Origin of the sequence: Streptomyces sp. NPDC035033, from assembly GCF_040636735.1 — a bacterium.
Lineage (GTDB): Bacteria > Actinomycetota > Actinomycetes > Streptomycetales > Streptomycetaceae > Streptomyces.
Window position 1 is genome coordinate 1 of the sequence record NZ_JBEZUZ010000025.1, and the last position, 25,777, is coordinate 25,777.

Genomic DNA, 25,777 nt, shown 5'->3' on the forward strand with positions numbered 1-25,777 from the left:
CCGGCGGGTCTCAGCGGCCGGCGGGGCGGGCGGCCCGCCGGGCGCGGCGGGCGAGCGGCAGGTAGCGGAGCCGCTCGGGGAGGACGGGGACGACGGCGCGCACGATCCGCGCGAGGCGGCGCAGCCGGCGGTCCTGCTCGGGCGTCCACTCCAGGCCGATGGCGGCGCGGGCGTCCGGCGGCATCAGGCCCACGGTGAGGAAGGCGCGCACCCGCTGGAAGGGGCGGCGGAGCAGCGGCCAGAGGGGGCGGAGGACGAGCCGGAGGAGCAGCGGGCCCCGGTCGGGCGCGGGGACGGGGGCCTCGGGGTCGAGGAGCTCGCGGACGACGGCGGTCGCCTCCAGCTCCTCGGCGAGGACCCGGCGGTAGTACGGCCAGAACTCCTCGACGGTCTGCGGCATGTCCCGGTCGTGGATGCCGAGGATCCGGCCGACCTGGAGCCATTCGGCGTACAGACGGCGGTCCTGGGCCTCGGTGAGGGGCCGGTGGAGCAGGGCGAGGCCGTGCCGGTAGACGGGGTAGCCGGTGGCGTGGACCCAGGAGTAGAGGGCCGGGGTGAGGGCGTGGTAGCGGCGTCCGTGCGCGTCGGTGCCCTGGATGTCGCGGTGGAGCGCGCGCAGCCGGCGCCCTTCGGCGGCGGCCTCCTCCCCGCCGTACACCCAGAGCTGGACGGAGCGGAGCGAGCGCTCGCCGCGGCCCCAGGGGTCGGTGCGGAAGACGGAGTGGTCGTCGACGCCGGCGCCGATGGCGGGGTGGGCGACCTGCATGGTGAGGGCCGCGGGCAGCATGAGCAGCGCGCGGACGTCTCCGGCGACGCTCCACAGGACGCCGCCGACGGGGGGCGGGACGGGCTCGGCGGCCTTCCGGACGGACCGCGCCGGCCCGGCGGGCCCGACCGGCCCGGGCGGCTCGGGCGCCGGCCCGGTCGGGCTCCCCGGGGCTTCGCTCCTGGTGCTCATACGGGGATCCCCTGCCTCTCGCCTCGGTCGTCGCCCCTCCAGGGTGCACCCCGGGGGCGGGCGGACGGCGTCGGGGCCGTCCCCGTGGGCTCTCGCCCCGGGAACGGCCCCGACGTGGTGGTGTGCGGGTCGCGCGGTCAGCCGCGGTCGGCGCCGACCGGCTCGCCGACGATGCGGTCGGCGAGGGCGCGGGCCCAGGCGTCGACGTCGGCGTTGAGCTCGCGCTCGGCGGCCTCGCGCTCGGCGGTGATCTTCGCGGTGCCGGCGGCGAGGATGGCGTCGCGCTCGGCCTGGCCCTCGGCGCGGGCGGCGGCGATGGCGGCGGAGCCCTCCTCGACGGCCTTGGAGCGGATGCGGGCGGCCTCGTGGCGGGCCTCGGCGAGCTCGGCCTCGTACTGGGCGCGGATGTCCGCGGCCTCGGCGCGCAGGTCGTCGGCGCGCTCGGTGCCGCCGTCGATGGCGTCCTCACGCTGCTCGATCGTGCGCTTGATCTTCGGCAGGATCACCTTGGCCATGAAGAAGAAGGTGACGAAGAACACGACGAAGCCGAGGATGAGCTCGGCCCAGACGGGGTTGAGCGGACCGAGGTCCATGTTGAAGATCTGCGAGTTGGAGGCGAGGGTCGTCATGGCGCGCATTCTACCTGGTCCCGGAAGCGGCGAATCGTACACCCGGTCGATCATTGGCGCGCCCGTACGACGCTGGCAAGATTCCCGGCACCCAGAGGCTACCCGAAGGTAACTACGACTGGTTGTATGGCCCGCGCCGAGTCCAACCCCCCACCCCTCGACGGGAGTTCACGTGTCCCTCAGCGCGTTCCGCCGCATCTCCGGCGCCGCCGTGTCCCTCGCGCTCGCCGCCGCCACCCTGGCCGCGACCGCGCCCGCCGCCTCCGCGGCCCCCTCGGAGGCGCCCCGCTTGAAGGTGCTCACCTACAACGCCTTCCTCTTCTCGAAGACCCTCTACCCGAACTGGGGCCAGGACCACCGGGCCCGGGCGATCCCCGCGGCCCCGTTCTTCCAGGGCCAGGACGTGGTGGTGATCCAGGAGGCGTTCGACAACTCCTCCTCGGACCTCCTCAAGGCGACCGCGGCCGGGGCCTACCCGTACCAGACGCCCGTCATGGGCCGCTCGAAGACCGGCTGGGACGCCACCGGCGGGGCGTACTCCGCGACCACCCCCGAGGACGGCGGGGTGACGATCCTCAGCAAGTGGCCGATCGTCCGCAAGGAGCAGTACGTCTACAAGGACGCCTGCGGCGCCGACTGGTACTCCAACAAGGGCTTCGTCTACACGGTCCTCGACGTGAACGGCAGCCGCGTGCACGTCGTCGGCACCCACGCCCAGTCGACCGACCCGGGCTGCTCGGCGGGCGAGGCGGCGCAGATGCGCAGCCGCCAGTTCAGGGCGATGGACGCCTTCCTCGACGCGAAGAACATCCCGGCGGGCGAGCAGGTGATCGTCGCCGGCGACATGAACGTCGACTCCCGGACCCCCGAGTACGCCACGATGCTCGCCGACGCGGGCCTGGCCGACGCCGACGCGCGCACCGGCCACCCGTACTCCTTCGACACCGAGCTGAACTCGATCGCCTCGGAGCGCTACCCGGACGACCCGCGCGAGGACCTCGATCACGTTCTGTACCGGGCGGGCAACGCGCGCCCGGCGAACTGGACGAACCACGTGGTGCTGGAGTCGAGCGCGCCGTGGACGGTCTCCAGCTGGGGCACCTCGTACACGTACACCAACCTCTCCGACCACTACCCGGTGACCGGCTTCTGATCCTCCGGGGTCAGAGGCCGGGGCCGCCGAAGAGGGTGTACGCCCAGGCGGCGACGGCCACGCCGACCAGCAGCAGCACCACCCAGGAGCCGGCACCCGTGTGCCGGCTCCCGGCCTTCTTCGCCCCCTTGGCCTTCTTCGCCTTCTTCGCCTTCTTCGCGGGGCGTCCGCCCTCCGCGGCGCGCCCGGCGCGCGAGGGCGCGGCCGGCCCGGCCGCCGCGGCGACCTCGGCGAGCATCCGCCGGCAGACGGTGGCCAGCTCGGCGACCGGCGCCGTCAGGTCCACCACCACCTCGGTGCGGGCCGGGGCAGTGGTCCCCCCGTCGAGGAGCCGCCCGGCCCGCAGCAGCGCCCGGTCCTTGCCGCCCGTCGGGGAGAGGCTGATCCAGCGGTCCACGTGCTCCCCCCGGATCACGACGCCGCCGCCCCGCTCCCGGTACACCGTGTGCTCCCGCCACAGGACTCCGGCCAATTCCGTTGCCGTCTCCCTGAGTTGCGCGTACATCCCACTCCCCTGTCCTGCCCGCCGACGCGGACCGGCCGCCGACTCTAACCCCCCGCCGCGCCCTCCCCCGGGCGCACCCCCGCTCCCCGCCCGTTACGCTCCGAAGTCGTACACGGTGACCGGTATCCCCCGCTCCGTCAGCCGCTCCCGCACCAGCGGCTCCACCCGCTCCCACCTCCCACCGGCGAGCCCGCAGCCGATCCGCGGCATGTGCACCGACGCCCTCAGTTCGACGGCCCTGTCCGCGAGTCGCCCCAGGGCCCGGTCGATCGCCTCGTACCGCACGGGGACGCCGGTGCTCCGCCCGGTGCGGATCCCCCGCTGGCCCACCAGGTTCGCCACCCACAGGTACGGCGCCACCTGGACGAACTGCGCCGCGCCGAGGCCGAAGTCGTTGGACGCCCGCTCCCGGTGCCAGCGGCGGTAGGCCGCCTCGGGCTCCGGCCAGCGGCGCGAGACGGCGGTCACGAAGCCCTTGCCCCAGCCGCCCAGGTCGTTGCAGACGTGGGCGATGATCCGGACGCCCTTGCCCCGGGGGGCGGTGGCGTCGCCCCGTACGTACTCGATCTCGGTCATGGGGGCACCGTAGGCGGCGGCACCGACACCGGCCCTTGTCAACCAGGGTTGACACCGTCCGACTGTCAACCTAGATTGACAGCATGACCGATGCGACCGATCTCGCCGCGCGGGCGGGTGACCGGGATCCCCGGGTGGGGCTGCGAGCCGTCTCCGCGCTGCGGCGGCTGTTGGAGCAGTTGGAGGCCGTCCAGGTGCGCAGTGCGCGCCACCAGGGCTGGTCGTGGCAGGAGATCGCCACCGAGCTGGGCGTCAGCCGGCAGGCCGTCCACAAGAAGTACGGGAGGCAGTGATGTTCGAGCGGTTCACGAAGGCGGCGCGGGGCGTGGTGAAGGGGGCGGCCGAGCACGCGGAGCGGTCCGGCGCCGCGAGCGTCACCCCCGAGCACCTGCTGCTGGCGCTGCTCGACCGGGAGGGCACGCGCGCGGCGGAGGCGCTCGGGCGGCTGTGCCCCGCGGAGCACCGGCCCTCGCTGCTCTCCGCGCTCTCCGACGCGCGGCGGCGGGCGGGCCTGTCCCGGGCGGACTCCGAGGCGCTGGCGGACCTGGGGATCGACGTCGGGGCGATCGTCGCCCGGGTCGAGGAGGTCCACGGGGCCGGGGCGCTCTCCGGCGACCGCAGGGACGCCGGGTGGTGGTCGGGCCGCCGCACCTTCTCCCGGGAGGCGAAGACCGTCCTGGAGAAGTCGCTCCGCGTGGCGCTGGCCCGCGAGGACCGGGAGATCGGCGACGAGCACCTGCTGCTGGCCCTCACCACGACCGGCGGCGTCGTCGCGGAGGCCCTGGCCGACCACGGCGTGACCTACGCGGCCGTCGACGCGGCCCTCTGAGCGGTCCGGGGGCTTTTACAGTCCTGGTGAGACAGCAATACTGTTGAACCATGGAGGACGCGAGCGACGAAGGACTGCCGCCCGGGTACACCGTCGACGAACTGGCCGCGCGGGCCGGGGTCACGGTGCGGACCGTGCGGTTCTACGGGACGCGGGGGCTGCTGCCGCCGCCGGTGATCGGCCCCCGGCGGGTCGGGCGGTACGGGAGCGAGCACCTGGCGCGGCTCGCGCTCATCGAGGAGCTCCAGCGGCAGGGCATGACGCTCGCCGCGATCGAACGGTACCTGGAGCAGCTGCCGCCCGACCTGAGCGCGCAGGACCTCGCCGTGCACCGGGCCCTGGTGGCCTCCTGGGCGCCGGAGTCCGCCGAGACGATCACCCGGCGGGAGCTGGAGCGGCGCGCCGGGCGGGAGCTGGCCGACCGGGACGTCGAACGGCTCGCCGCCATGGGCGTGCTGGAGGCCGGCGAGGACCCGGAGGTGTTCCGGCTCGACGGCTCGCTGCTGCGGCTCGGCGTCGAGATGCTCGACGTGCCCATCGAGCACGACACCATCCTGGCCTCGCGGACCGTGCTGCTGGACCACGCGCGGTCCGCCGCCCAGGAGTTGGCCCGCCTCTTCCAGGAGGAGGTGTGGAACCCGTACCGGGAGAGCGGGGAGGACCCGGACCACCTGACCGCCATGAAGTCGCTCTCCGCGCACATGCAGCCGATCGTGGTCCAGGCCCTCGTCACCGCGTTCCAGCGGTCGCTGAGCGAGGAGTTGCGCTCCGCGTTCAGGAGTCCGTGAACGTCTCGCCGCGCTCGGCCTTCGCCACCAGGAGGGCCGGCGGGGCGAAGCGCTCGCCGTAGGTCTCCGCCAGCTCGCGGGCGCGGGCGGTGAAGCCGGCGACGCCGCCCTCGTAGCCGTTGACGTACTGGAGGATGCCGCCGGTCCAGGCGGGGAAGCCGATGCCCATGATGGAGCCGATGTTGGCGTCGGCGACCGAGGTCAGGACGCCCTCCTCCAGGAGCCGGACGGTGTCCAGGGCCTCGGCGAAGAGCATCCGCTCCTGCATGTCGCGGAAGGGGATCTCGTACCCGGGCTTGGTGAAGTGCTCGCGCAGGCCCGGCCAGAGCTTTCCGCGCCTGCCGTCCTCGCCGTACTCGTAGAAGCCGGCGCCGCCGCTGCGGCCGGGGCGGCCGAACTCGTCGACCATGCGGTCGATGACGGCCTCGCCCGGGTGGGTGACCCAGGTGCCGCCCGCCTCCTCGATCGCCTTCTTCGTCTCGTTGCGGATCTTGCGCGGGAGGGTGAGGGTCAGCTCGTCCATCAGGGAGAGGATCTTGGCCGGGTAGCCGGCCTGGGCCGCGGCCTGCTCGATCGAGGCGGGCTCGATGCCCTCGCCGACCATCGCCACGCCCTCGTTGAGGAAGTGGCCGATGACGCGGGAGGTGAAGAAGCCGCGCGAGTCGTTGACGACGATCGGGGTCTTGTTGATCTGGCGGACCAGGTCGAAGGCGCGGGCCAGCGCCTCGTCGCCGGTGCGCTCGCCCTTGATGATCTCGACCAGCGGCATCTTGTCGACCGGCGAGAAGAAGTGCAGGCCGATGAAGTCGGACTGGCGCTCGACGCCCTCGGCGAGGACGGTGATCGGCAGGGTGGAGGTGTTGGAGCAGAGCAGCGCGTCGTCCGCGACGACGTGCTGGATCTCCTGGAAGACCTTGTGCTTGAGGGCGGTGTCCTCGAAGACGGCCTCGATGACCGCGTCGCAGCCGGCCAGCGCCTGCGGGTCGGCGGTCGGGGTGATGCGGGCGAGCAGGGCGTCGGCCTTCTCCTGGGTGGTGCGGCCCCGGGCGACGGCCTTGGCGCAGAGCTTCTCGGAGTAGCCCTTGCCCTTGGCGGCGGCCTCGTCGGTGACGTCCTTGAGGACGACCTCGATGCCGGCGCGGGCGCAGGAGTAGGCGATGCCGGCGCCCATCATGCCCGCGCCGAGCACGGCGACCTTGCGGACCTGGCGCTTCTCGACGCCCTTGGGGCGGCTGGCGCCGGAGTTGACGGCCTGGAGGTCGAAGAAGAACGCCTGGATCATGTTCTTCGCGGTCTGGCCGGTGACCAGCTCGGTGAAGTAGCGGGCCTCGATGACCTGCGCGGTCTCGAAGTCGACCTGGGAGCCCTCGACGGCGGCGGCCATGATGTTGCGCGGGGCCGGGTAGGGGGCGCCGTTCAGCTGCTTGCGCAGGTTGGCCGGGAAGGCCGGCAGGTTGGCGGCGAACTTCGGGTTCGACGGGGTGCCGCCGGGGATCCTGTACCCGGGGACGTCCCAGGGCTGGGCGGACTCCGGGTGGGCGTCGATGAAGGCGATGGCCTTGGCCATCATCTCCTCGGGCGTGGCCGCCAGTTCGTGGACCAGGCCGTTGTCGAGGGCGCGCTTCGGGTTGTACTGGGTGCCCTGGAGGAGGACCTTGAGCAGGGCGTCGGTGATGCCCATGAGCCGGACGGTGCGGGTGACGCCGCCGCCGCCGGGCAGCAGGCCGAGGGTGACCTCGGGCAGGCCGATCTTGGAGCCGGGCGCGTCGAGCGCGATCCGGTGGTGGGAGGCGAGCGCGATCTCGTAACCGCCGCCCAGGGCCGCGCCGTTGATCGCGGCGACGACGGGCTTGCCGAGGGTCTCGATGCGGCGCAGCGCGCGCTTCATGGCCATCGCGGCGTCGAAGATGTCCCGGGCGTGCTCGGGGCCCGCCTGGATCATGTCCTTGAGGTCGCCGCCGGCGAAGAAGGTCTTCTTCGCGGAGGTGTAGATGATGCCGCGGACGGAGTCCTTCTCGGCCTCCAGGCGGTCGGCGACGGCCGTGATCGACGCCCGGAACGCCTGGTTCATGGTGTTGGCCGACTGGTTCGGGTCGTCGAGGACGAGGGTGACGATCCCCGTGGCGTCCTGCTCCCAGCGGATGGTGGTGCTCTCGCTCATGCTGATGCTTCTCCGGTGGCCGGTGTGGGGGTGCGGACGGGGTCAGACGCGCTCGACGACGGTGGCGATGCCCATGCCGCCGCCGACGCAGAGGGTGGCGAGGCCGTAGCGCTTGTCCTGGCGCTCCAGCTCGTCGACGAGGGTGCCGAGGATGATCGCGCCGGTGGCGCCGAGCGGGTGGCCGAGCGCGATGGCGCCGCCGTTGACGTTGACCTTGTCCAGGGAGACGCCCATGTCCTTGACGAAGCGGAGGACGACCGCGGCGAAGGCCTCGTTGATCTCGATGAGGTCGATGTCGTCGATGGTGAGGCCGGCCTTGGCGAGCGCCTTGCGGGCGGCGGGGGCGGGGCCGGTGAGCATGATGGTGGGCTCGGAGCCGGAGACGGCGGCGGAGACGATCCGGGCGCGCGGCGTCAGCCCGTACCGCTCGCCAATCTCCCTGGAGCCGATGGCGACGAGGGAGGCGCCGTCGACGATGCCGGAGGAGTTGCCGGCGTGGTGGACGTGGTCGATCTCCTCGACCCAGTGGTACTTCTGGAGCGCGACCGCGTCGAAGCCGCCGAGCTCGCCGATGTCCTTGAAGGACGGCTTGAGCTTGGCGAGGGAGTCGGCGGTGGTGCCGGGGCGCATGAACTCGTCGTGGTCGAGGACGGTCAGCCCGGCCCGGTCGACGACGGGGACGACCGAGCGGGCGAAGCGGCCCTCCTTCCAGGCGGTCGCGGCGCGCTCCTGGGAGAGGGCGGCGTACTCGTCGACGTCGCGGCGGGAGAAGCCCTCGATGGTGGCGATGAGGTCGGCGCCGATACCCTGGGGGACGAAGTTGGTCTCCAGGTTGGTCATCGGGTCGGCGAACCAGGCGCCGCCGTCGGAGGCCATCGGCACCCGGGACATGGACTCGACGCCGCCGGCGAGGACCAGGTCCTCCCAGCCGGAGCGGATCTTCATCGCGGCCATGTTGACCGCTTCCAGGCCGGAGGCGCAGAAGCGGTTCTCCTGGACGCCGGCGACGGTCTCGGGGAGGCCGGCGGCGATGGCGGCGATGCGGGCGATGTCGGAGCCCTGATCGCCGACCGGGCCGACGACGCCGAGGACGATGTCGTCGATCGCGGCCGGGTCGAGGCCGGGGTTGCGGGTCTGGATCTCGCGGATCAGGCCGGTGACGAGGTCGATGGGCTTGGTGCCGTGCAGGGAGCCGGTGGCCTTGCCGCGTCCGCGCGGGGTGCGGATCGCGTCGTACACGTACGCTTCGGTGCTCACGGGAAGCCTTTCGCGGTGAGGGTTTTCGACAAGCCGGAGGGGTCGGGGGTCAGCCGAGGAGGGAGCGGCCGATGATCTCCTTCATGATCTCCGTCGTACCGCCGTAGATGGTCTGGATGCGGCCGTCGGTGAAGGCACGGGCGACCGGGAATTCGCTCATGTAGCCGTATCCGCCGTGCAGTTGCAGGCAGCGGTCGGCGACCCGCTTCTGGAGTTCGGTCGCCCACCACTTGGCCATGGAGGCGTTGACGGGATCGAGGCCGAGGCCGGTCGGATCGGCGTGCTCGGCGATGCACCGGTCGACGAACGTGCGGGTGACGGCGCACTCGGTGGCCATCTCGGCGATCTCGAAGCGGACGTGCTGGAGCTTGGCGAGCGGCCGGCCGAAGGCCTCGCGCTCCTTGACGTAGCGGGTGGTGAGCTCCAGGAGGTGCTCGGCGCCGGCGATGCCCGCGACGGCGATGGCCAGGCGCTCCTGGGCGAGGTTGGTCATCAGGTGGACGAAGGCGCCGTCGAGCTCGCCCAGGAGGTTCTCCTTGGGGACGCGGACGTCGGTGAAGAAGAGCTCGGCGGTGTCCTGGGCCTTCTGGCCGATCTTGTCGAGGTTCCGGCCGCGCTCGAAGCCCTCCATGCCGCGCTCCACCACGAGCAGGGAGAGGCCGTGGGCACCGCCCTCCGGGGTCGTCTTGGCGACGACGATCACCAGGTCGGCGAGGATGCCGTTGGAGATGAAGGTCTTGGAGCCGTTGAGGAGCCAGTGGTCGCCGCGGTCCTCGGCGGTGGTGCGGATGCCCTGGAGGTCGGAGCCGGCGCCGGGCTCGGTCATCGCGATGGCCGTGATGATCTCGCCCGAGCAGAAGCCGGGCAGCCAGCGGCGCTTCTGCTCGTCGGTGGCGAGCTTGGTGAGGTAGGGGCCGATGATGTCGTTGTGCAGGCCGATGGCGAGGCCGGGGGCGGCCGCCCGGGTGAACTCCTCGGCGAGGACGGAGGCGTACCGGAAGTCGGGGTTCCCGCCGCCGCCGTACTCCTCGTCGACGGCGATGCCGAGGAGGCCCTGCCGGCCGGCGGCGAGCCATGCCTCGCGGGAGACGATGCCGTCCTTCTCCCACTGCGCGTAGTGGGGCAGCACCTCCTTCTCCAGGAAGGTGCGGACGACCGTCCGGAAGGCCTCGTGGTCGTCGGTGTAGAGGGTGCGCTTCATGCGGTCTTCGACTCCTGGGTGGGCGGGACGTCCTGGGTGTGCAGGGCGGGGACGGCCCAGTCGCGGGCGACCTCGGCGGTGTCGGCGCCGGGCAGGGCGGGGCCGGTACGGAGGGTGCCGGGGGTGGCGGAGAAGCGGGGCGCGGGCGCGGGCTGGACCAGTCCGCCGTGCTCGGCGAAGGTGCCGCGGGCCGCGAGGTGCGGGTGGGCGGGGGCCTCGCGGAGCGTCAGGACGGGGGCGACGCAGGCGTCGGTGCCCTCGAAGACCTCGGTCCACTCGGCCCGGGTACGGCTCCGGAAGCGCGCGGCGACGGCCTCGCGCAGCTCGGGCCAGCGGGCGAGGTCGCGGCGGAGGGCCCGGGCCTCCGGCAGGTCGAGCAGGCGGGCGAACTCGTCGTAGAAGCGTTCCTCCAGGGCACCGACGGCCATGTGGCCGCCGTCGGAGGTCGCGTAGACGCCGTAGAAGGGGCAGCCGCCGTCCAGGAGGTTGACCCCGCGCCGGTCCTGCCAGCCGCCGGCCGTGAGCATGGCGTGGATCATGGTGGTGAGGTGGGCGGTGCCGTCGACGATGGCCGCGTCGACGACCTGGCCCTCGCCGTGGGCGCGGGCGTGCTGGAGGGCGGCGAGGACGCCGATGACGAGGTAGAGCGAGCCGCCCGCGTAGTCGCCGACCAGGTTGGCGGGGATGACCGGCGGGCCGTCCGGGTCGGGGCCGATCATGCCGAGGGCGCCGGTGACGGCGATGTAGCCGATGTCGTGGCCGGCGGTGGGGGCGAGCGGGCCGTCCTGGCCCCAGCCGGTCATCCGGCCGTAGACGAGCCGGGGGTTGCGGGCGAGGCAGGCGTCGGGGCCGACGCCGAGGCGCTCGGCGACGCCGGGGCGGTACCCCTCGATCAGGACGTCGGCGCGGGCGACCAGGTCGAGGACGGCGGCCGGGCCGTCCGGGGCCTTGAGGTCGACGAGGACCGAGCGCTTGTTGCGGTTGGTGAGGTCCCGGGCCGGGTCGACGCCGATGCCGGGGCCGCCGGGCCGGTCGACGCGGACCACGTCGGCGCCGAGGTCGGCGAGGAGCATGGCGGCGAAGGGGCCGGGGCCGATGCCGGCGAGCTCCACCACCCGGACCCCGGCGAGCGGGCCCGTCCGCTCGGTCGGTCTCGTCTCCATCGCGCCCCCAGAGTGTGTGACACCAATGATGTAACACCGAAGATGCTAGGAACGTGTTCCACTCGGCACAAGCCCCCGGGCCGAGCAAGCGCTTGGAAATTCGACGGGCCGGGCGGGTCCGCTATCCTCCGCCGACGGCGTCGAGACCTCGACGGCCTCGGCGGCTTCGGCGGCTTCGACGACGGACGGGAGCGGTGCGCGATGGAGACAGCGGCGGTCACGGGGCGGGGATCCGGCCGGGACACGGGGGCGCGGCCGTACGACGTGGTCCTCTACGGGGCGACCGGGTTCGTGGGCGGGCTCACCGCGGAATACCTGGCCGAGCACGCCCCCGCCGGGTTCCGCTGGGCCCTCGCCGGCCGCTCGCACGCGAAGCTGGAGGCGCTGCGGGACCGGCTCGCCGCGGACCGGCCGCACTGCGCCGGCGTGCCGCTGCTGCTCGCCGACTCCGGCGATCCGGCCTCGCTGCGGACGCTCGCCGAATCGGCCCGGGTGGTGGCGACCACCGTCGGCCCCTACGTCTGGTACGGCGACGGCCTGGTCGCGGCCTGCGCCGAGGCCGGCACCGACTACCTGGACCTCACCGGCGAGGCCGAGTTCGTGGACCGGACCTACGTCCGCCACGACGCCCGCGCCCGCGAGACCGGCGCCCGGATCGTCCACGCCTGCGGCTTCGACTCCGTCCCGCACGACCTCGGCGTGCTGTTCACGGTGGAGCAGCTGCCGGAGGGCGTGCCGCTGCGGATAGACGGCTTCGTGCGCGCCGGAGCCGTCTTCTCCGGCGGCACCTTCGCCTCCGCGCTGACCGCCTTCGGGCGCGGCCGGCAGATCCTGCGGGCGGCCCGCGAACGGCGCCTGCACGCGCCCCGGCTGGTCGGCCGGCGGGCCCACGCGCCGCTCGGCGCGCCCCGGTTCAGCACCGAGACGGGCACCTGGGCGCTGCCGCTGCCCACCCTGGACCCGCAGGTGGTGGCCCGGTCGGCCGCCGCCCTCGAACGGTACGGCCCCGACTTCCGCTACCGCCACTACGCCTCGGTGAAGACCCTCCCCATGGCGCTCGGCGGCACGGCGGCGCTCGGCGCGGCCGTCACCGCCGCCCAGGTCCCCGCCGTCCGGCGGTGGATGATGGACCGTTACGAGGCGGGCTCCGGCCCGTCCGCCGAGCGCCGGGCCCGCAGCTGGTTCACGGTCCGCTTCGTCGGCGAGGGCGGCGGCCGCCGGGTCCTCACCGAGGTGGCGGGCGGCGACCCCGGCTACGACGAGACGGCGAAGATGCTCGCCGAGTCGGCGCTCTGCCTCGCCCTGGACCCGCTGCCGGCGACGGCGGGCCAGGTCACGACGGCGGCGGCGATGGGCGACGCGCTCATCGCCCGGCTGCGGGCGGCGGGACTGCGCTTCCGGGTGGCCCACGCGGAATGAGGGCCGCCCGCGCCCGCCCGGGCGGGCGCGGGGGTCACCAGCCGATCATGTCGGGCGCGGTGTGGTCGGTGACGACCGCGTCGATCTCGATCTCGACCAGCCACGCGGGGTCGATGAACCGGGACACCTCGACGAAGGTGCAGGCGGGGCGGACCGCGGCGAACCGCTCGCCGTGGGCGCGGGCCGCCTCGCGCCAGGTGGTGGCGTCGGTGAGCATCACGCGGGTGCGGACGACGTCCTCCAGGCGGGCGCCCGCCTCGCGCAGGGCGGCCTCGGCGATGTCGAGGCAGCGCACGGTCTGGGCGTAGACGTTGCCGGGCGCGGTGGTGGTGCCGTCGGGCGCGATCGGGGCGGTGCCCGCGACGGAGACGTACGGGCCGTGCCGTACCGCGCGGGAGAAGCCGATCTCCGGTTCCAGCGGGGAGCCGGAGGAGACGAGCCGTCGGTGGGTCGCGTACAGGTCCATCCCCCCTTCCTTCCCGCCCCGCGGGGCGGTCGAATCCTGGGACGAGGACGAGGGCGGGGATGGGGGCGAGGACGGGAACGGGGACGGGGCAGGGGCGGGGCGGGCGTGCGGGGTGGGCTCAGGGCCCCATGAGCCGGAAGGGGTGTCCGGCCGGGTCCGCGTAGACCCGCCACAGCGGCTCCCCGTCCGCGCCGCACGGGACGGCTCCGAGGGGTACGGCTCCGAGGGCGAGCACCTCCGCGTGGGCGGCCTCCGGGTCCGGGACCCTGACGTCCAGGAGGAACTGCTGCTCCGGGGCGCCCCAGACGGGCGGCCGGTGGTCGGCGACGTCCTGGAAGGCGAGGACCGGCCCGTGCGCGTCGCGCAGCACGGCGGACCCCTCGCCGACGGCGAGCCCCGGATCGGGCGCCTCGACCTCGCCGCCCAGCAACTCCCGGTAGAACCCGGCGAGTCGGCGGGAGTCGGGGCAGTCGAGCACGACGCAGCGCAGCCGCCCGGTCATCCGGTGGTCCAGTCGGCGAGGACGTACAGGATGGCGCAGGTCCAGGCGAGCGCCGAGAGCGCGGCGACGGCGAGGACGACGGGGAGCGCGCGGTCGGCGGCGGAGCGCCGGGCGGGCGTGGTGACGGGGGTTGTCATGGAGGCCACTGTGCCGTGGGGGTCTGACAACGGGCATCCGTACGGGTACTCAGGCCCGGTACTCAGAGCCGGCGCCCGGCCCCGGTGCCCGACGGTGCTCAGGACGCCCGCCCGGAACGGGCGTTCAGCCGCCGAGCGCCTCCTTGAGCGCGCGGCGGCAGAGTCCGTCGGCGTGCCGGGTGGTCTCGGGGATCCGGTAGCGCGGGGAGAGGGCGAGGACGTGCGCGCAGGCGTTGGCGAGGGAGATCCGGTGCCCGACGGAGACGAAGACCGGCTTGACCCCGTCCTGGGTGCGCAGCGCGCGGCCGACCTCCTCGCCGTCGGCGAGCAGCGGGGCGAAGTCGCCCCGGCGCGGCCCGGGTCGCCCGTACGAGAAGGTGAACGGGTTCTTGGCGACGCCGATCGACACCCGCCCGGTGAGCACGCCGAGGTGGGCGGCGAGCCCGAAGCGGCGCGGGTGGGCGAGCCCGTACCCGTCGCAGACCAGCACCCCGGGGTCGGCGGTGAGCGCGTCCAGGGCGGCGAGCACGGTCGGGACCTCCCGGAAGGCGAGCAGCCCCGGCACGTACGGGAAGGAGACCCGGCCGACGGCCGTCGCCTCCTCCACGACCTCCAGGGTCCCGGCGTCCAGCACCACGGCCGCCGCGGCGACCAGGTCCCGGTCGTCGTCGTAGGCCACGTCGAGCCCGGTGACGTGCCCCTCCCCCGGCGGCGGCCCCTCCTCCCCGAGCACGAGCCGCCCGCGCAGCGCGCGCTGGACGTCCAGCGCCGTCTCCTCGTCGGCGGGCCACCCCGCCGGAACCCCGGTGATCCCCATGGGGCCACCCTAAGGCGGCGGCCGGTGGCCTCCCGCGGGTGACCGCGGGCGACGACCCCGTCCGCCTCTGCCCGCCGCCCGTCGAGCCGCCGCCCGCCGTGGACCGGGCGGCGGCCGAACGCGCCCTCCGCGCACCGCTTCGAGCCCGCCGGCCGGATCCCCGGGGACTGATCACCGCCCCGTCCGCCGCCGGTAGCCTTGCGCGCATGTTCGTACTGGAATTGACCTACACCGCGCCCGTCGAGCGGGCGGACGCCCTGATGGAGCCGCACCTCGCCTGGCTCGACGAGCAGTACGCCAAGGGCGTGTTCCTCGCGTCCGGGCGGAAGAACCCGCGGGACGGCGGGGTGATCCTGGCGGCCGGGGTCGACCGGGCCGAGATCGAGCGGATCGCGGCGGCCGACCCCTTCAGCGCCGAGGGCGTGTGCGCGTACCGGATCACCGAGTTCCACGCGACGAAGACCGCCGAGGGCCTGGCCGGCTACCGCGAGCAGCCGCCGGCCTGACCCGGGCGGGTCACGGACGGGCGAGCCGCGCGATCCTGCCCTTCTCGCCGGAGGCCCAGCAGCCGCCGTCCGGGGCGCAGTCCACGGAGTCGTACGAGCCGGTGTCGATGGTCCGCCAGGTGCGGCCGCCGTCCAGGGTGAGGTCGGTGCCGGTGGGGCCGACGGCCAGGGCGGCGGCCCGGGTGTGCGGGAGCCAGGCGACGCCGGAGCGGTAGGCGGGCGGGGGCGTGCCGGCCGGGGTCCAGGTGCGGCCGCCGTCGGCGGTGACGGCGGCGGCGCTCGGCGAGGGCCGGCCGGTCCGGTAGTCGCCGCCGACGGCGAGGCCGTGGTCGCGGTCGCGGAAGGCGAGGGCGAAGACGCCGCGGGCCGGGTCGCCGGCCGGCACCGGGGTGTCGGCGACGGTCCAGGTGCGGCCCCGGTCGGCGGAGCGGAACACCCGGGCGGTGGCGCCCCCGCCGGTCGCGAAGCGGACCTCCCGGGGTCCGGCGGCGACCAGGCACTGGCCGCTCGCGGCGAAGCCGGCCTCGCCGGGCAGGGCCGCGGGCATCCCGGAGTCCGGCAGGACCTCCCAGGAGCGGCCGGCGTCGCGGGTGGCGAGGATCCGGAACCTGCCGTCGACGGGATCGCTCAGGGCGAGGCCGTGGCGGTGGTCGAGGAAGGTCACGCAGTCGTAGAAGGCGCGCGGGTCGGTGTTGCGGAAGGTCTCGGTCCAGGTGGCGCCGCCGTCCTCGGTGCGCAGCAGCCGGGACGCCTCGCCCTCGCCGATGGCGAGGACCACGGCCCGGCGGGCGTCGAAGGCCTCGACGTCGCGGAGCTCCAGGTCCTCCGCGCCGGGCGGGGAGACGTCGCGCCAGGTGCGGCCCGCGTCGGTGGTGCGCAGGACGGTGCCCCGGGAGCCGGCCGCCCAGGCGGTGCGGCGGTCCACCGCGGCCAGGCCCCTGACGCGGACGTCGGTCCCGGTCGGGGTGAGCTGCCAGCCGGCGGCGGGCGCGGGGGCCGCGGGGGTCTCCCCGGCGCGCGCGGGGGCCGCGAGGGCCAGCGCCAGCGCCGCTCCCACCAGCCCCGCCGTCATCGTGCGTCGCGTCTTCCGCGTCTTTCGCACAGGTGTCATGGCGCCGGAAACTAGCGGCGGCGGCCCGACCCGTCCAGAGGGCCTCCGGGAGGCACCAGGGAGCTCCGGGGTGCGGGGCGGGCGGGCCGTTCCTGGGCTGGGCGCTTGACCGAGGGAGCGGCGGGGACGGGGGGCGGGCCCCCGGTCCCCGAGGAGCCGCGGATCAAGGAGTACGAGGGCGAGGGGATCACCGTCACCTTCGAGCCGCGCCGCTGTCTGCACGCGGCCGAGTGCGTCCACGGCCTGCCGGAGGTCTTCGACCCGTCCCGCCGTCCGTGGGTGCTGCCGGACGCCGCCCCGGTGGAGCGGGTCGCCGAGGTGATCCGGCGCTGCCCGTCGGGCGCGCTCCGGTACCACCCGTCGCGGGGCGGCGCGGAGGAGCCGCCGGACGTCCCCGCCACCGTGCGCCGCTCCCCCTCGGGACAGCTGGTGGTACGCGGGAACCTGCTGGTCACCGGCGAGCGGGGGGTCCGGCACGAGACGCGGGCGGTGCTCTGCGGCTGCGGGGCCTCGGAGAACCAGCCGTACTGCGACCGCTCGGGGCCCTGCGCGGAGCCGGACGACGGCGGGGCCGGGGAACGCTGAGGATCTCTCCGGGCGGTGACGCACCTCACGTGGGGGGCGAGTGCACGTTCCGGGGCTCCCGCTCGTCTTCCCTGGTGTCAGGTGCCCTGGTGTCGGGGAGACGCTCAGGATCCGCAACCACGCGAGAGGAGCCGCCGTGTCCGCCGTGATCGAGCACCCCGTCCAGGCCCGTCTGGTCGCTTCCGCTCCCCGGATGGAGACCGTCCCCGCCACCCTGCGCTACGACCGCGAGGATCCGTACGCCGTCTGCATGGCCTTCCCTCCGCCCGCGACCCTGGAGGGCGTCGAGGTCTCCTGGGCCTTCGCCCGCGACCTGCTCGCGCAGGGGGTGGACCGGCCCGCCGGCGACGGGGACGTGCGGCTGCGTCCGTACGGCTACGACCGGACGGTGGTCGAGTTCCACGCCCCGGAGGGGGTGGCGATGGTCCACGTGCGCACCTCCGAGCTGCGCCGGTTCCTGGAGCGGTCGCAGCACCTGGTGCCGGCCGGGCGCGAGCACCAGTACCTGGACTGGGACCGGGACCTGGCCGCGCTGCTGGGCGACCTCCCCTAGGGTTCCCGTTCCGCGGCGGCCTCCGGGCCGCCGTGAAAAACGTTTGCCTCCCCCGTCGGCGGATCGTACGGTCGTCGGGTCCAGATCGCCTCCCGATCGGAGAAGGAACGTTGTTCATCTGAGGTCCCGAGACACCGCGCCGCGCGTGCCCCCGTGCCGTGCGTGCCGTTCTCGACCTCGGTGGACGAGCCGTTTCCCACGCTGCCCGCGCCCCGGTGTCTCACGCGTCGCACCACGCCCACGCTCATGCCCGTGTTCGCGGCTCCGGGAGGCCCTCGTGTCACATCAGCCCGTCTTTCTCTCCACTTCCGCCCTCTCCTTCGCCTGGCCGGACGGCACCGGGGTCCTCGACGACCTCACGGTGTCGGTCGGCCCCGGCCGTACCGGTCTCGTCGGCCCGAACGGGTCGGGGAAGTCCACCCTGTTGAGGCTCCTCGCCGGGGAGCTCACGCCCACCGGCGGCGCCGTGCGGACGGCCGGCGAGGTCGGGTACCTCCCGCAGGACCTGGTCCTGGACACCGGCCGGCGGGTCGACGAGATCCTCGGGATCGACCGGAAGCGGGCGGCGCTGCACGCCATCGAGGCCGGCGATCCGGCCGAGGAGCACTTCGCCGCGGTCGGCGACGACTGGGACGTGGAGGAGCGGGCCCGGGCCGTCCTGGACCAGCTCGGGCTCGGCTCGATCGGCCTGGACCGCACGGTCGGCGAGGTGTCCGGCGGCGAGTCGGTGCTGCTGCGGCTCGCGGCGCTGCTGCTGGCCCGGCCCGACGTGCTGCTGCTCGACGAGCCCACCAACAACCTCGACCTGTACGCCCGTTCGCGACTGTACGAGACGGTGGAGGGCTGGCCCGGGGTGCTGGTGGTGGTCAGCCACGACCGGGAGCTCCTGGAACGGGTCGACCGGATCGCCGACCTCCACGAGGGCGGGGTGAGCTGGTACGGCGGCCCCTGGTCGGCGTACCGGGAGGCGCTGGCCGCGGAGCAGGAGGCGGCGGAGCGGACGGTGCGGGCCGCCGAGGCGGACGTCCGGCGGCAGCGGCGCGAACTGTCCGACGCGCGCGTGAGGTTGGCGCGCCGGCGGCGGTACGCGCAGAAGAGCTTCGAGAACAAGGTGGTGCCGAAGGTCGTGGCGAACACCCGGCGGAGCTCGGCGCAGGTGTCGGCGGGCAAGCACCGCGGGCTGCACGAGGAGCGGCTGGCGGAGGCCCGGGAGCGGCTGGAGGTGGCGGTGGAGGCGGTGCGGGACGAGGACGAGATCCGCGTCGAGCTGCCGTCCACCTCGGTGCCGCCGGGGCGCGGGGTGCTGCTGCTCAGGGATGTGGAGCTGCGGCACGGGGCCCGCGTCGGCGGGTTCGAGGTCCGGGGCCCGGAGCGGATCGCGCTGGTGGGCCGGAACGGGGCGGGCAAGACGACGCTGCTCAGGACGGTCGCCGGGGAGCTGGAGCCCGCGCGGGGCGAGATGGAGGCGCAGGTGCCGCTCCGCTTCCTGCCGCAGCGGCTGGACCTCCTCGACGACGCGCTGAGCGTCGTCGAGAACGTGGCCCGGTTCGCGCCCGCGGCGACGGGGAACGCGGTCAGGGCCCGGCTCGCGCGGTTCCTCTTCCGGGGCGCGCGGGCGGACCGGCCGGTGGGCGCCCTGTCGGGCGGGGAGCGGTTCCGGGCGACGCTGGCGGCGCTGCTGCTCGCGGAGCCGGCTCCGCGGCTGTTGTTGCTGGACGAGCCGACGAACAGCCTCGACATGGCGTCGGTGCGGAAGCTGACGGCCGCCCTCGACGCGTACGAGGGGGCGCTGGTGGTGGCCAGTCACGACCTGGGGTTCCTGGAGTCGCTGGGGATCACGCGGTGGCTGCTGCTCGACGACGGGCTGCGGCCGACGACGCCGGAGGAACTCCGGGAGGTGCTGTCAACGGTGGAGTAAGGCCCAGGACTTGGCCCCTCCGTTCGCCGTGAGGGCGGGGGTCAGTCCCCAGTCGCCGCCCCGCTCCTCGACCGCCGCGGCCAGCAGCCACATGCTGCGGCTGCGGCGGTCGCGGCAGGCTTCGGCGGCCTCCGGCCGGGGGTGGGCCGGATGCTGGTCGTAGAGGACGATCCGCAGGGCGTCGTACTGCCAGCGGATCCGCAGCGCCATCTCGCGGCCGGGGGTGAACCGGCAGGCGGACGCGACGAGTTCGGAGGCGGCGAGGACGGCGGTCTCGCGGAGTTCGGCGAGGCCGTGGCGGGTGAGGAGGTCGTGGACGGCCCGGCGGGCGTGGCCCGCGCAGAAGGCGCCGCCGGGCAGCAGCATCGAGTAGCTGAGGTTCTCCGCGGCGGGGGGTATGGGCCCGGCGGCCGGGACGGCGGCCGGAAGGCAACGCAGGGCGCCCTTCATCGGATTGCTCACATTTCCTGTGCAGGGGGTGCTCCGCACACGGCTGCGGTCGCGCCGTGTGAGACTTGCACTACCGACCGTAGCGCAGAAGCGGAGCACGGTGCTACTACTTGCGGGTAGTGGCGCCGTTTCCGGCCAGACCGCGACGGCCGGCGCCACGGACGGGGACGGCAGGGGGCCGCCCCGGCAGGACGAGGGAGTGCGACGTGCCACCCAGGAGCAGCCCGACCGCCCGCCAGCAACGGCTCGGCGCCGAACTGCGCAAGCTGCGCGAACAGTCGGGGATGTCGGCCCAGCAGGCCGCCGCCCTCCTGGGCGTCGACCGCACCCGCATCCCCAACGTCGAGTCAGGCCGCTTCGGCATCAGCCCCGAGCGGGTGCGCACCCTGGCCTTCAACTACGGCTGCCCCGACACGGCCCTGGTGGACCTGCTCGCCGCCATGGCCCAGGAGCGGGACCGCGGCTGGTGGGAGGAGCACCGCGGGCTCCTGCCGCCCGCCCTCCTCGACATCGCCGAACTGGAGCACCACGCCGCCGAGCTGGCGACCGCCGTCACCACCCACGTCCCCGGCCTCCTCCAGACCGAGGACCAGGCGCGGGCGGTCTTCGACACCGCCGTGCCGCCGCTGCCCGGCCCCGACCTGGAGGCCCGGCTCGCCCTGCGGCTGCGCCGCCAGGAGACCCTGGACCGGCCGGTGCCGTACGAGGCGGTGATCCACGAGGCGGCGCTGCGGATGCAGTTCGGCGGCCCGAAGGTGGCCCGCGCCCAGCTGGAGCACATCCTGGAGCAGTCCGAGCGGGCGACCGTCACCGTACGGGTCATCCCGTTCGCCGCCGGGGGTTTCCCCGGGGCCGGACAGTCGTTCACCTATGTGTCCGCGCCCGTGCCGCAGCTCGACACCGTGCAGCTCGACTCCTCGCACGGCTCGATCCTCCTCGACGCCGACATGACGCTGCGCCGGTACCGGGGCCTGCTGGAGCGGCTGCGCGGGCTCGCCCTGTCCACCGCCGACTCCCGCGCGTTCATCCGCTCGATAGCCCAGGACCTGTGAAGGACCCCCACACCATGGACACCACGACCCCCGCCCCCTCCCCCGCCGCCGCGCCCGCCGTCGACATCGCCTGGGGCGAGGCGTTCTGCAGCGAGGGGGCCAACTGCTTCCGCTTCGGCCTCGACGACGCCGGCCGCGCCTACATCGGCTCCACCCTCGCCCCGGGCGAGTACGTCACCGACTCGGTGGAGGCGCTGCGCGCGCTGATCTCCGCGGTGAAGTCCGGAGCGGCGGATCATCTGCTCTGAGTAACCGCTCAGTTGTTCCTGGGTGACGGCGCCCGAGGTGACCTGCGTCTCTTTTGCCGGATCCGAGCTGCGCACATAACGGAACGTAACCGGACATCGTTCAAGAGGGGCTTGGTCGCTCTCTTACGGGGGCTTAACCTACGGTCTCGTAACCTACGAGTCCGTAGGTAGTTCCGTTTTCCCTCTCTCCGTCCCCAGGAGTCCCCGTGACGCTCACCTCTCCCCCCCTCGGCAGCTCGGCAGGGTGGACCGACGCGCGCTTGCTGTACGCGTTGGAAGAGGTGGTGGAGAAGGAGCTCAACCGGCACCTCAAGGTCGTCAAGGACTGGATGCCGCACGAGTACGTGCCGTGGTCGGACGCCCGGAACTTCCCCGGCTTCTTCGAGGACGGCGAGGCCTGGGACCCGGCCCAGTCCCCGGTCACGGACATAGGGAAGACCGCGCTCGTGGTCAACCTCCTGACCGAGGACAACCTGCCGAGCTACCACCACGAGATCGCCACCCTCTTCGGCCGCGACGGCGCCTGGGGCACCTGGGTGCACCGCTGGACCGCCGAGGAGGGCCGGCACGGCATCGTCATGCGCGACTACCTGCTCGCCTCCCGCGCCGTCGACCCGGACAAGCTGGAGCAGTTCCGGATGGCGCACATGAGCGAGGGCTTCGAGTCGGACAACCGCCACTCGATGCTGCACTCCGTCGCGTACGTGGCCTTCCAGGAGCTCGCCACCCGCATCTCGCACCGCAACACCGGCCACCAGTCCGGCGACCCCGTCTGCGACCGGATGCTCGCCCGCATCGCGCTGGACGAGAACCTCCACATGATCTTCTACCGCAACCTCCTGAAGGCCGCGCTGGAGATCGCCCCCGACCTCGCCATGCAGGCCGTGCGGGACGTGGTGGTCGACTTCCGGATGCCCGGACACGGCATCCCCGGCTTCGAGCGGGCCGCCGCGCAGATGGCGATCGGCGAGATCTACAACATGCGCATCCACCACGACGACGTCCTGGAGCCGGTGCTCCGCCACCTGAAGGTGCTGGACATCGACGGCCTCGGCCCCAACGGGCTGCGCGCCCAGGAGGAGCTGGGCCTCTACATGAACGGGCTCGACGCGGAGGCCGCGAAGTTCGACGAGAAGCTCGCCGCCCGCAAGGCCCGGATGGCCGCGCGCGCCGCCGGCTGAGCCGTACGGCCGCGGCCGGCCGGGAGCCTCAGCCCCGGCCGCCGCTCCGCCGCAGCCGCAGCCGCTCCTTCTCCGAGAGCCCGCCCCACACGCCGAACCGCTCGTCGTGCGTGAGCGCGTACTCCAGGCACGCGAGGCGGCCCTCGCAGGCGCCGCAGAGCTGCTTGGCCTCGCGGGTCGAGGAGCCCGGGGCGGGGAAGAAGAACTCCGGTCCGGCCTGGGCGCACAGCGCGTCCTCGCGCCAGGCGAGGTCGGCGGCGGGTCGGGGGGCCGGGAAGGTCAGGACGTCGGTCTCGGTCTGCATGGCTCCACCCTGACGCGGAGCGCTAAACACACCGTCAACGTCCGATCAATGCGGCGCGTCGGACGCCCCGGATCCGCCGCCGGGAACCCCCTCGCCCGGCCCGGCCGCACCCGCTCCGGCCCGCCGGGCGTCCGGGGACGGTCCGGCGGGCCGGTCAGGTCCCGGGGCCGCGACCCGAGCGGGGCCGCGAGGCGGGCCCCGGCCCCGTGGAGGCGACCGCTTCCGGCAGGCCGGACGGTGCGAGCGCCGGTGCCCGGACCGCGCCCCCGCGTCCCGCGGACGCGCGCGGTTCGACGCGCTCGCCCCGTACGACCCGCCGGACGTGATGAGCCGACGATCCTCCCGGTCCCGGCGTCTTCACGCCACGTGATTTCCTTCACACCGGAAGCGCCGTCCCGGGGCTTGCGCACCCGCCGGGCGGATCCGCCGCCGGCCGTCCGCGCCGCCGGCCCGCGGGGGCCCCGCGGGCCTTCCCCTTTTGTGGGGCCGGGCGCCGCCCCCCGCCCCCCCCCCACGGCCTTCAGGCCGTCCGCCTTCCAGTCGGGGACGGTGGCCAGCTCGGCACGGGCGTCGGCCAGGATGTCGCCTGCCCCGGCCTTCATCGCCCTGTCCCACGACGCCTCGTCCTCGACCGGCTCGTCGAGGAAGAGGAAGTCCACGTAGCTGGTGATCTCCGACAGCAGCGCCAGTCGCGTCCGGGCCAGCGGGGCCGCCGCCTCGAAGAGGTCCTTGTCGAACGCCTCCGGGGCCCACGGCGCGTACGGGGCGACGAGCCACGGAGCGCAGGCGTTGGCGAACTGCTCCGGCGAGAGCGCGCGGATGTAGTCGCCGTTGAACGCCGTCAGCTTCTTCACGTCGAAGAAGGCCGGCGCGGTGTTGACGTCCTCGATCCGGAAGAGCCGCTCCAGCTCCTCGTACGGCATGATCTCCCGGTCCTCGCCGGGTCCCCAGCCCAGGAGCATGAGGTAGTTCACCATCGCCTCGGGCAGGAAGCCCTCGGCGAGGTAGTCCTCAAGCGCGACCTTGTCGCGGCGCTTGGACAGCTTCTGCCGCTTCTCGTTCACGATCACCGGAAGGTGCGCCCACACCGGCGGCTTCGCGCCGAGCGCCTCCCACAGCAGCTGCTGCTTCGGCGTGTCCGACAGGTGCTCCTCGCCACGGATGACCTGCGTGATCCCCTCGTCCAGGTCGTCGACGACGTTGGCGAGCAGGAAGACCGGGGACCCGTCGCCCCGGGCGATCACGAAGTCCTCGATCGCGCTGTTCGGGAACGCCGGCGCCCCGCGGACCAGGTCGACCACGACGGTCTCCCCCTCGTCCGGCGTCCGGAACCGCAGCGCCCGCCCCTCCGCGGGGCCCAGCCCCCGCTCCCGGCAGAACCCGTCGTACCCGAGGTGGTCCGACCCGGTGCGCTCCTTCAGCTGCTCCCGGGTGCAGTCGCAGTAGTACGCCCGCCCGGCCGCGAACAGCTGCCGGGCCGCGTCCTGGTGCCGGCCGGCGTTGTGCGACTGGAAGTACGGCCCCTCGAAGGCCGGGTCCGCGTCGTGGATGCCGATCGCCGCGAGCGCGTTGACGATCCCGTCGATCCACTCCGGCTTGTTCCGCGCCGCGTCGGTGTCCTCGATCCGCAGGACGAACGTGCCCCCGGACTGCCGCGCCACCGCCCAGTTGTAGAGGGCGGACCGCGCACCGCCGACATGGAACATGCCGGTCGGGGACGGGGCGAAACGCACACGGACCGGAGCAGCGGACATGCCCTCCAGCCTACCGACGCCACCGCCCCGGCGCTCGGACCCCGCTTCCGGACCGGCGAGGACGGCCCGCGCGCCGGCGCGGCCCCCGGCGCACCCGCGCGGCGGCACCTGCCCGGGACCGGCCGTCCGGACGTCCGGCCGGCCGGACGCTCGGGCCCGGTCGAGCCGCACGATCCGGACGGAACGGCCGCGAGCGGCCCGGGTGTTAGGTTCCTCCCCGTGCTGAAACACCAGGAGCGGACCAGGGCGGCCTACGACGGGGTCGTCGAGCTGTACGCGTCGATGTTCGCCGACCGGCTGGAGACGCGGCCGCTCACGCGGAACATGATCGCCACCTTCGCCGAGCTGGTACGCGACACGGGCAACCCCCGGACGGCCGACGTCGGCTGCGGCCCCGGGCACCTGACGGCCCTGCTGCGCGACCTGGGCCTGGACGCCTTCGGCCTCGACCTCTCCCCCGCCATGGTCGCCCACGCCCGGCGGGCCCACCCGGAACTGCGGTTCGACGAAGCGCGCATGGAGGCCCTGCCGGTCGGGGACGGCGCCCTCGGCGGAGTACTGGCCCACTACTCGACGATCCACACCCCGCCGGCGGAACTGCCCGCCCTCCTCGCCGAACAGGCACGCGTCCTGGCCCCGGGCGGCCTGCTCCTGGTCTCGTTCTTCGGCACCGAGGACCCGGAACCGATCCGCTTCGACCACAAGGTGACACCCGCCTACAGCTGGCCGGTGACCCGGTTCACCGACCTGCTGGCCGAAGCCGGCCTCACCACGACCGCCCGCCTCCTCCACGACCCGGCCTCCCCCCGGGGCTTCCTCGACGCCCACGTCCTGGCCCGCCGCCCCCCGGTGACCTGAGCCGGAGATCCTCGGGCGGTTCGCTCGTCGCGCTTGGCGTACCCGTCGGCCCACTCGAAGTTGTCGAGCAGGGGCCAGAGGAAACAGCCGCGGACGTCCGCCCCCTTGGACCGGAGCAGCCGCTCCACCCGCCCGCGCCCCCGGTCGGAGGCTGCCGGACACAGCATCAGGTGCAGGTCGGCGTCCTCCAGGGCCGCCGAGGCCCCCACGATCACCTGGGCGAAGAACGGATCCGCGAAGATCGACGGGTCCTCCCCCGGGACGACCAGGGCGGCCGCGCCGGTCTGCCGGGTCGCCGGCGCCCGGGCGGTCGGGTTCGGTACGTATCCGAGCCGGTGGACGGCCCGTTCGACCGCCTCGCTTTCGGCGGGGCTGACGTGCGGGGCGTCGTTGAGCACGCGCGAGGCCACCGGCCGCGAGACGCCGGCCGGTTCGGCCACCTCGTCGGGGGTCGGCTGCCGGCGCGGCACGTCCGCGGCCATGATCCGCCTTCCTGTCGCGGCCTGAACGCCTGGAGGGCTGGAAGCGCTTCCCGTGCCAGGACCGTAAAGGGGGATCGCCGTCATGTGAAGTGCCGGTGACACACGGCCACTTGACAGTGACGATCAGCGGAACACACGATACGGCCACGCCCCGGACCCACCGACCGCGGACCGGAACCGCTTCCGATGGGAGCGCTCCCAGGATTCTCGTACG

The 25,777-nt window shown here is 74.1% G+C and carries 28 protein-coding genes and 2 pseudogenes; 13 read left to right on the forward strand and 17 right to left on the reverse strand.

The window, feature by feature from the left end:
• Positions 1–10 precede the first annotated feature (10 nt).
• Both AB0E83_RS13085 and AB0E83_RS13090 read right to left on the reverse strand, forming a co-directional pair.
• Positions 11–958, reverse strand: coding sequence for an oxygenase MpaB family protein (locus tag AB0E83_RS13085; RefSeq protein ID WP_362109681.1), 948 nt, complete (start codon positions 956–958; stop codon positions 11–13).
• A 137-nt stretch (positions 959–1,095) separates the two neighbouring features.
• Positions 1,096–1,587, reverse strand: coding sequence for a hypothetical protein (locus AB0E83_RS13090; protein WP_362109683.1), 492 nt, complete (start codon positions 1,585–1,587; stop codon positions 1,096–1,098).
• A gap of 172 nt (positions 1,588–1,759) precedes the next feature.
• Between AB0E83_RS13090 and sph the strand changes: the two genes are divergently transcribed.
• On the forward strand, positions 1,760–2,740 hold the full coding sequence (gene sph, locus AB0E83_RS13095; protein WP_362109685.1) for a sphingomyelin phosphodiesterase: 981 nt from the start codon (positions 1,760–1,762) through the stop codon (positions 2,738–2,740).
• A gap of 10 nt (positions 2,741–2,750) precedes the next feature.
• On the opposite strand, the gene AB0E83_RS13100 is transcribed toward sph, so the two are convergent.
• Together AB0E83_RS13100 and AB0E83_RS13105 are read right to left on the reverse strand one after the other, a co-directional pair.
• A complete protein-coding gene (locus tag AB0E83_RS13100; RefSeq protein ID WP_362109687.1) occupies positions 2,751–3,245 on the reverse strand; it encodes a hypothetical protein in 495 nt (164 codons plus the stop codon).
• Positions 3,246–3,338: 93 nt separating this feature from the next.
• The gene (locus AB0E83_RS13105) at positions 3,339–3,821 is read right to left on the reverse strand and encodes a macro domain-containing protein (RefSeq protein WP_362109689.1); all 483 of its coding nucleotides are present in this window, start codon (positions 3,819–3,821) and stop codon (positions 3,339–3,341) included.
• An 83-nt stretch (positions 3,822–3,904) separates the two neighbouring features.
• On the opposite strand from AB0E83_RS13105, the gene AB0E83_RS13110 reads away from it, so the two are divergent.
• From AB0E83_RS13110 to AB0E83_RS13120, 3 genes are read left to right on the forward strand one after another with little or no spacing between them, the layout of a single operon-like run.
• On the forward strand, positions 3,905–4,114 hold the full coding sequence (locus AB0E83_RS13110) for a helix-turn-helix domain-containing protein (protein ID WP_043228359.1): 210 nt from the start codon (positions 3,905–3,907) through the stop codon (positions 4,112–4,114).
• Positions 4,114–4,650, forward strand: a complete 537-nt coding sequence (locus AB0E83_RS13115; RefSeq protein ID WP_362109691.1) for a Clp protease N-terminal domain-containing protein — start codon at positions 4,114–4,116, stop codon at positions 4,648–4,650. Before AB0E83_RS13110 ends, AB0E83_RS13115 begins: the two co-directional genes overlap by 1 nt.
• A 50-nt stretch (positions 4,651–4,700) precedes the next feature.
• Positions 4,701–5,438 (forward strand): MerR family transcriptional regulator, encoded by a 738-nt coding sequence (locus AB0E83_RS13120; protein ID WP_362109693.1) that lies wholly within the window; start codon positions 4,701–4,703, stop codon positions 5,436–5,438.
• Here AB0E83_RS13120 and AB0E83_RS13125 read toward each other — a convergent pair.
• Genes AB0E83_RS13125 through AB0E83_RS13140 form a run of 4 tightly spaced genes read right to left on the reverse strand, consistent with a single transcriptional unit; the run spans position 5,425 to position 11,220 of the window.
• Entirely contained in the window at positions 5,425–7,599 is a 2,175-nt protein-coding gene (locus AB0E83_RS13125; RefSeq protein ID WP_362109695.1) for a 3-hydroxyacyl-CoA dehydrogenase NAD-binding domain-containing protein, read from the reverse strand. The genes AB0E83_RS13120 and AB0E83_RS13125 overlap by 14 nt on opposite strands.
• A 42-nt stretch (positions 7,600–7,641) precedes the next feature.
• The gene (locus AB0E83_RS13130; protein ID WP_362109697.1) at positions 7,642–8,856 is read right to left on the reverse strand and encodes an acetyl-CoA C-acetyltransferase; all 1,215 of its coding nucleotides are present in this window, start codon (positions 8,854–8,856) and stop codon (positions 7,642–7,644) included.
• 49 nt (positions 8,857–8,905) lie between these two features.
• A complete protein-coding gene (locus AB0E83_RS13135) occupies positions 8,906–10,057 on the reverse strand; it encodes an acyl-CoA dehydrogenase family protein (protein WP_362109699.1) in 1,152 nt (383 codons plus the stop codon).
• Complete coding sequence (locus tag AB0E83_RS13140) at positions 10,054–11,220, reverse strand: CaiB/BaiF CoA-transferase family protein (RefSeq protein ID WP_362109701.1); 1,167 nt, start codon at positions 11,218–11,220, stop codon at positions 10,054–10,056. The genes AB0E83_RS13135 and AB0E83_RS13140 overlap by 4 nt, the downstream gene beginning before the upstream one ends.
• A 201-nt stretch (positions 11,221–11,421) precedes the next feature.
• Between AB0E83_RS13140 and AB0E83_RS13145 the strand changes: the two genes are divergently transcribed.
• Positions 11,422–12,639 carry a saccharopine dehydrogenase NADP-binding domain-containing protein gene (locus tag AB0E83_RS13145; RefSeq protein ID WP_362109703.1) on the forward strand — a complete coding sequence of 406 codons (1,218 nt, stop codon included), beginning with the start codon at positions 11,422–11,424 and terminating at the stop codon, positions 12,637–12,639.
• A 34-nt stretch (positions 12,640–12,673) separates the two neighbouring features.
• On the opposite strand, the gene AB0E83_RS13150 is transcribed toward AB0E83_RS13145, so the two are convergent.
• The 4 genes from AB0E83_RS13150 to AB0E83_RS13165 all read right to left on the reverse strand — a co-directional run bounded on the left by AB0E83_RS13150 (position 12,674) and on the right by AB0E83_RS13165 (position 14,561).
• Entirely contained in the window at positions 12,674–13,105 is a 432-nt protein-coding gene (locus AB0E83_RS13150; RefSeq protein ID WP_362109705.1) for a RidA family protein, read from the reverse strand.
• Positions 13,106–13,223: 118 nt separating this feature from the next.
• Positions 13,224–13,607 carry a VOC family protein gene (locus AB0E83_RS13155; protein ID WP_362109707.1) on the reverse strand — a complete coding sequence of 128 codons (384 nt, stop codon included), beginning with the start codon at positions 13,605–13,607 and terminating at the stop codon, positions 13,224–13,226.
• Positions 13,604–13,744: a hypothetical protein gene (locus AB0E83_RS13160; protein WP_362109709.1), complete on the reverse strand. Its 141-nt coding sequence runs from the start codon at positions 13,742–13,744 to the stop codon at positions 13,604–13,606. Before AB0E83_RS13160 ends, AB0E83_RS13155 begins: the two co-directional genes overlap by 4 nt.
• A 124-nt stretch (positions 13,745–13,868) precedes the next feature.
• A complete protein-coding gene (locus AB0E83_RS13165; protein ID WP_362109711.1) occupies positions 13,869–14,561 on the reverse strand; it encodes an endonuclease V in 693 nt (230 codons plus the stop codon).
• Positions 14,562–14,767: 206 nt separating this feature from the next.
• On the opposite strand from AB0E83_RS13165, the gene AB0E83_RS13170 reads away from it, so the two are divergent.
• Positions 14,768–15,067 carry a YciI family protein gene (locus tag AB0E83_RS13170; protein ID WP_362109713.1) on the forward strand — a complete coding sequence of 100 codons (300 nt, stop codon included), beginning with the start codon at positions 14,768–14,770 and terminating at the stop codon, positions 15,065–15,067.
• 10 nt (positions 15,068–15,077) lie between these two features.
• Here the strand turns inward: AB0E83_RS13170 and AB0E83_RS13175 are convergent, their stop codons facing one another.
• The gene (locus tag AB0E83_RS13175) at positions 15,078–16,139 is read right to left on the reverse strand and encodes an oxidoreductase (RefSeq protein WP_362109821.1); all 1,062 of its coding nucleotides are present in this window, start codon (positions 16,137–16,139) and stop codon (positions 15,078–15,080) included.
• A 144-nt stretch (positions 16,140–16,283) separates the two neighbouring features.
• Between AB0E83_RS13175 and AB0E83_RS13180 the strand changes: the two genes are divergently transcribed.
• From AB0E83_RS13180 to AB0E83_RS13190, 3 genes are all read left to right on the forward strand, one after another.
• The gene (locus AB0E83_RS13180) at positions 16,284–16,763 is read left to right on the forward strand and encodes a (4Fe-4S)-binding protein (RefSeq protein WP_362109715.1); all 480 of its coding nucleotides are present in this window, start codon (positions 16,284–16,286) and stop codon (positions 16,761–16,763) included.
• Positions 16,764–16,899: 136 nt separating this feature from the next.
• A complete protein-coding gene (locus AB0E83_RS13185; RefSeq protein WP_362109717.1) occupies positions 16,900–17,316 on the forward strand; it encodes an SsgA family sporulation/cell division regulator in 417 nt (138 codons plus the stop codon).
• A gap of 277 nt (positions 17,317–17,593) precedes the next feature.
• Positions 17,594–19,234: an ATP-binding cassette domain-containing protein gene (locus AB0E83_RS13190; protein ID WP_362109719.1), complete on the forward strand. Its 1,641-nt coding sequence runs from the start codon at positions 17,594–17,596 to the stop codon at positions 19,232–19,234.
• Here the strand turns inward: AB0E83_RS13190 and AB0E83_RS13195 are convergent.
• Positions 19,220–19,696 (reverse strand): ATP-binding protein, encoded by a 477-nt coding sequence (locus AB0E83_RS13195; RefSeq protein WP_362109721.1) that lies wholly within the window; start codon positions 19,694–19,696, stop codon positions 19,220–19,222. The two genes, AB0E83_RS13190 and AB0E83_RS13195, sit on opposite strands and share 15 nt — an antisense overlap.
• A 194-nt stretch (positions 19,697–19,890) precedes the next feature.
• Here AB0E83_RS13195 and AB0E83_RS13200 point away from each other — a divergent pair, with 194 nt between their 5' ends.
• From AB0E83_RS13200 to AB0E83_RS13210, 3 genes are all read left to right on the forward strand, one after another.
• Positions 19,891–20,736 carry a helix-turn-helix transcriptional regulator gene (locus AB0E83_RS13200; RefSeq protein ID WP_362109723.1) on the forward strand — a complete coding sequence of 282 codons (846 nt, stop codon included), beginning with the start codon at positions 19,891–19,893 and terminating at the stop codon, positions 20,734–20,736.
• A 14-nt stretch (positions 20,737–20,750) separates the two neighbouring features.
• On the forward strand, positions 20,751–20,984 hold the full coding sequence (locus AB0E83_RS13205) for a hypothetical protein (protein ID WP_362109725.1): 234 nt from the start codon (positions 20,751–20,753) through the stop codon (positions 20,982–20,984).
• Positions 20,985–21,190: 206 nt separating this feature from the next.
• Positions 21,191–22,165 (forward strand): acyl-ACP desaturase, encoded by a 975-nt coding sequence (locus AB0E83_RS13210; protein WP_362109727.1) that lies wholly within the window; start codon positions 21,191–21,193, stop codon positions 22,163–22,165.
• A 28-nt stretch (positions 22,166–22,193) separates the two neighbouring features.
• Here AB0E83_RS13210 and AB0E83_RS13215 read toward each other — a convergent pair whose 3' ends face one another.
• On the reverse strand, positions 22,194–22,469 hold the full coding sequence (locus tag AB0E83_RS13215; protein ID WP_362109729.1) for a WhiB family transcriptional regulator: 276 nt from the start codon (positions 22,467–22,469) through the stop codon (positions 22,194–22,196).
• A gap of 512 nt (positions 22,470–22,981) precedes the next feature.
• A pseudogene (gltX, locus tag AB0E83_RS13220) lies at positions 22,982–24,175 on the reverse strand (glutamate--tRNA ligase); the annotation flags it as partial.
• A 267-nt stretch (positions 24,176–24,442) separates the two neighbouring features.
• On the opposite strand from gltX, the gene AB0E83_RS13225 reads away from it, so the two are divergent.
• A complete protein-coding gene (locus AB0E83_RS13225) occupies positions 24,443–25,081 on the forward strand; it encodes a class I SAM-dependent methyltransferase (RefSeq protein ID WP_362109731.1) in 639 nt (212 codons plus the stop codon).
• Positions 25,082–25,176: 95 nt separating this feature from the next.
• Here the strand turns inward: AB0E83_RS13225 and AB0E83_RS13230 are convergent.
• A pseudogene (locus tag AB0E83_RS13230) lies at positions 25,177–25,563 on the reverse strand (LacI family DNA-binding transcriptional regulator); the annotation flags it as partial.
• Positions 25,564–25,777 lie beyond the last annotated feature (214 nt).

What these genes read in the sequence shown, in the direction of transcription:
- AB0E83_RS13085 (WP_362109681.1), bottom strand. Translation starts at nt 958, where the DNA reads ATGAGCACCAGGAGCGAAGCCCCGGGGAGCCCGACCGGGCCGGCGCCC.
- AB0E83_RS13090 (WP_362109683.1), bottom strand. Translation starts at nt 1,587, where the DNA reads ATGACGACCCTCGCCTCCAACTCGCAGATCTTCAACATGGACCTCGGT.
- AB0E83_RS13100 (WP_362109687.1), bottom strand. Translation starts at nt 3,245, where the DNA reads ATGTACGCGCAACTCAGGGAGACGGCAACGGAATTGGCCGGAGTCCTG.
- AB0E83_RS13105 (WP_362109689.1), bottom strand. Translation starts at nt 3,821, where the DNA reads ATGACCGAGATCGAGTACGTACGGGGCGACGCCACCGCCCCCCGGGGC.
- AB0E83_RS13110 (WP_043228359.1), top strand. Translation starts at nt 3,905, where the DNA reads ATGACCGATGCGACCGATCTCGCCGCGCGGGCGGGTGACCGGGATCCC.
- AB0E83_RS13115 (WP_362109691.1), top strand. Translation starts at nt 4,114, where the DNA reads ATGTTCGAGCGGTTCACGAAGGCGGCGCGGGGCGTGGTGAAGGGGGCG.
- AB0E83_RS13120 (WP_362109693.1), top strand. Translation starts at nt 4,701, where the DNA reads ATGGAGGACGCGAGCGACGAAGGACTGCCGCCCGGGTACACCGTCGAC.
- AB0E83_RS13125 (WP_362109695.1), bottom strand. Translation starts at nt 7,599, where the DNA reads ATGAGCGAGAGCACCACCATCCGCTGGGAGCAGGACGCCACGGGGATC.
- AB0E83_RS13135 (WP_362109699.1), bottom strand. Translation starts at nt 10,057, where the DNA reads ATGAAGCGCACCCTCTACACCGACGACCACGAGGCCTTCCGGACGGTC.
- AB0E83_RS13140 (WP_362109701.1), bottom strand. Translation starts at nt 11,220, where the DNA reads ATGGAGACGAGACCGACCGAGCGGACGGGCCCGCTCGCCGGGGTCCGG.
- AB0E83_RS13145 (WP_362109703.1), top strand. Translation starts at nt 11,422, where the DNA reads ATGGAGACAGCGGCGGTCACGGGGCGGGGATCCGGCCGGGACACGGGG.
- AB0E83_RS13150 (WP_362109705.1), bottom strand. Translation starts at nt 13,105, where the DNA reads ATGGACCTGTACGCGACCCACCGACGGCTCGTCTCCTCCGGCTCCCCG.
- AB0E83_RS13155 (WP_362109707.1), bottom strand. Translation starts at nt 13,607, where the DNA reads ATGACCGGGCGGCTGCGCTGCGTCGTGCTCGACTGCCCCGACTCCCGC.
- AB0E83_RS13160 (WP_362109709.1), bottom strand. Translation starts at nt 13,744, where the DNA reads ATGACAACCCCCGTCACCACGCCCGCCCGGCGCTCCGCCGCCGACCGC.
- AB0E83_RS13165 (WP_362109711.1), bottom strand. Translation starts at nt 14,561, where the DNA reads ATGGGGATCACCGGGGTTCCGGCGGGGTGGCCCGCCGACGAGGAGACG.
- AB0E83_RS13170 (WP_362109713.1), top strand. Translation starts at nt 14,768, where the DNA reads ATGTTCGTACTGGAATTGACCTACACCGCGCCCGTCGAGCGGGCGGAC.
- AB0E83_RS13175 (WP_362109821.1), bottom strand. Translation starts at nt 16,139, where the DNA reads ATGACGGCGGGGCTGGTGGGAGCGGCGCTGGCGCTGGCCCTCGCGGCC.
- AB0E83_RS13205 (WP_362109725.1), top strand. Translation starts at nt 20,751, where the DNA reads ATGGACACCACGACCCCCGCCCCCTCCCCCGCCGCCGCGCCCGCCGTC.
- AB0E83_RS13215 (WP_362109729.1), bottom strand. Translation starts at nt 22,469, where the DNA reads ATGCAGACCGAGACCGACGTCCTGACCTTCCCGGCCCCCCGACCCGCC.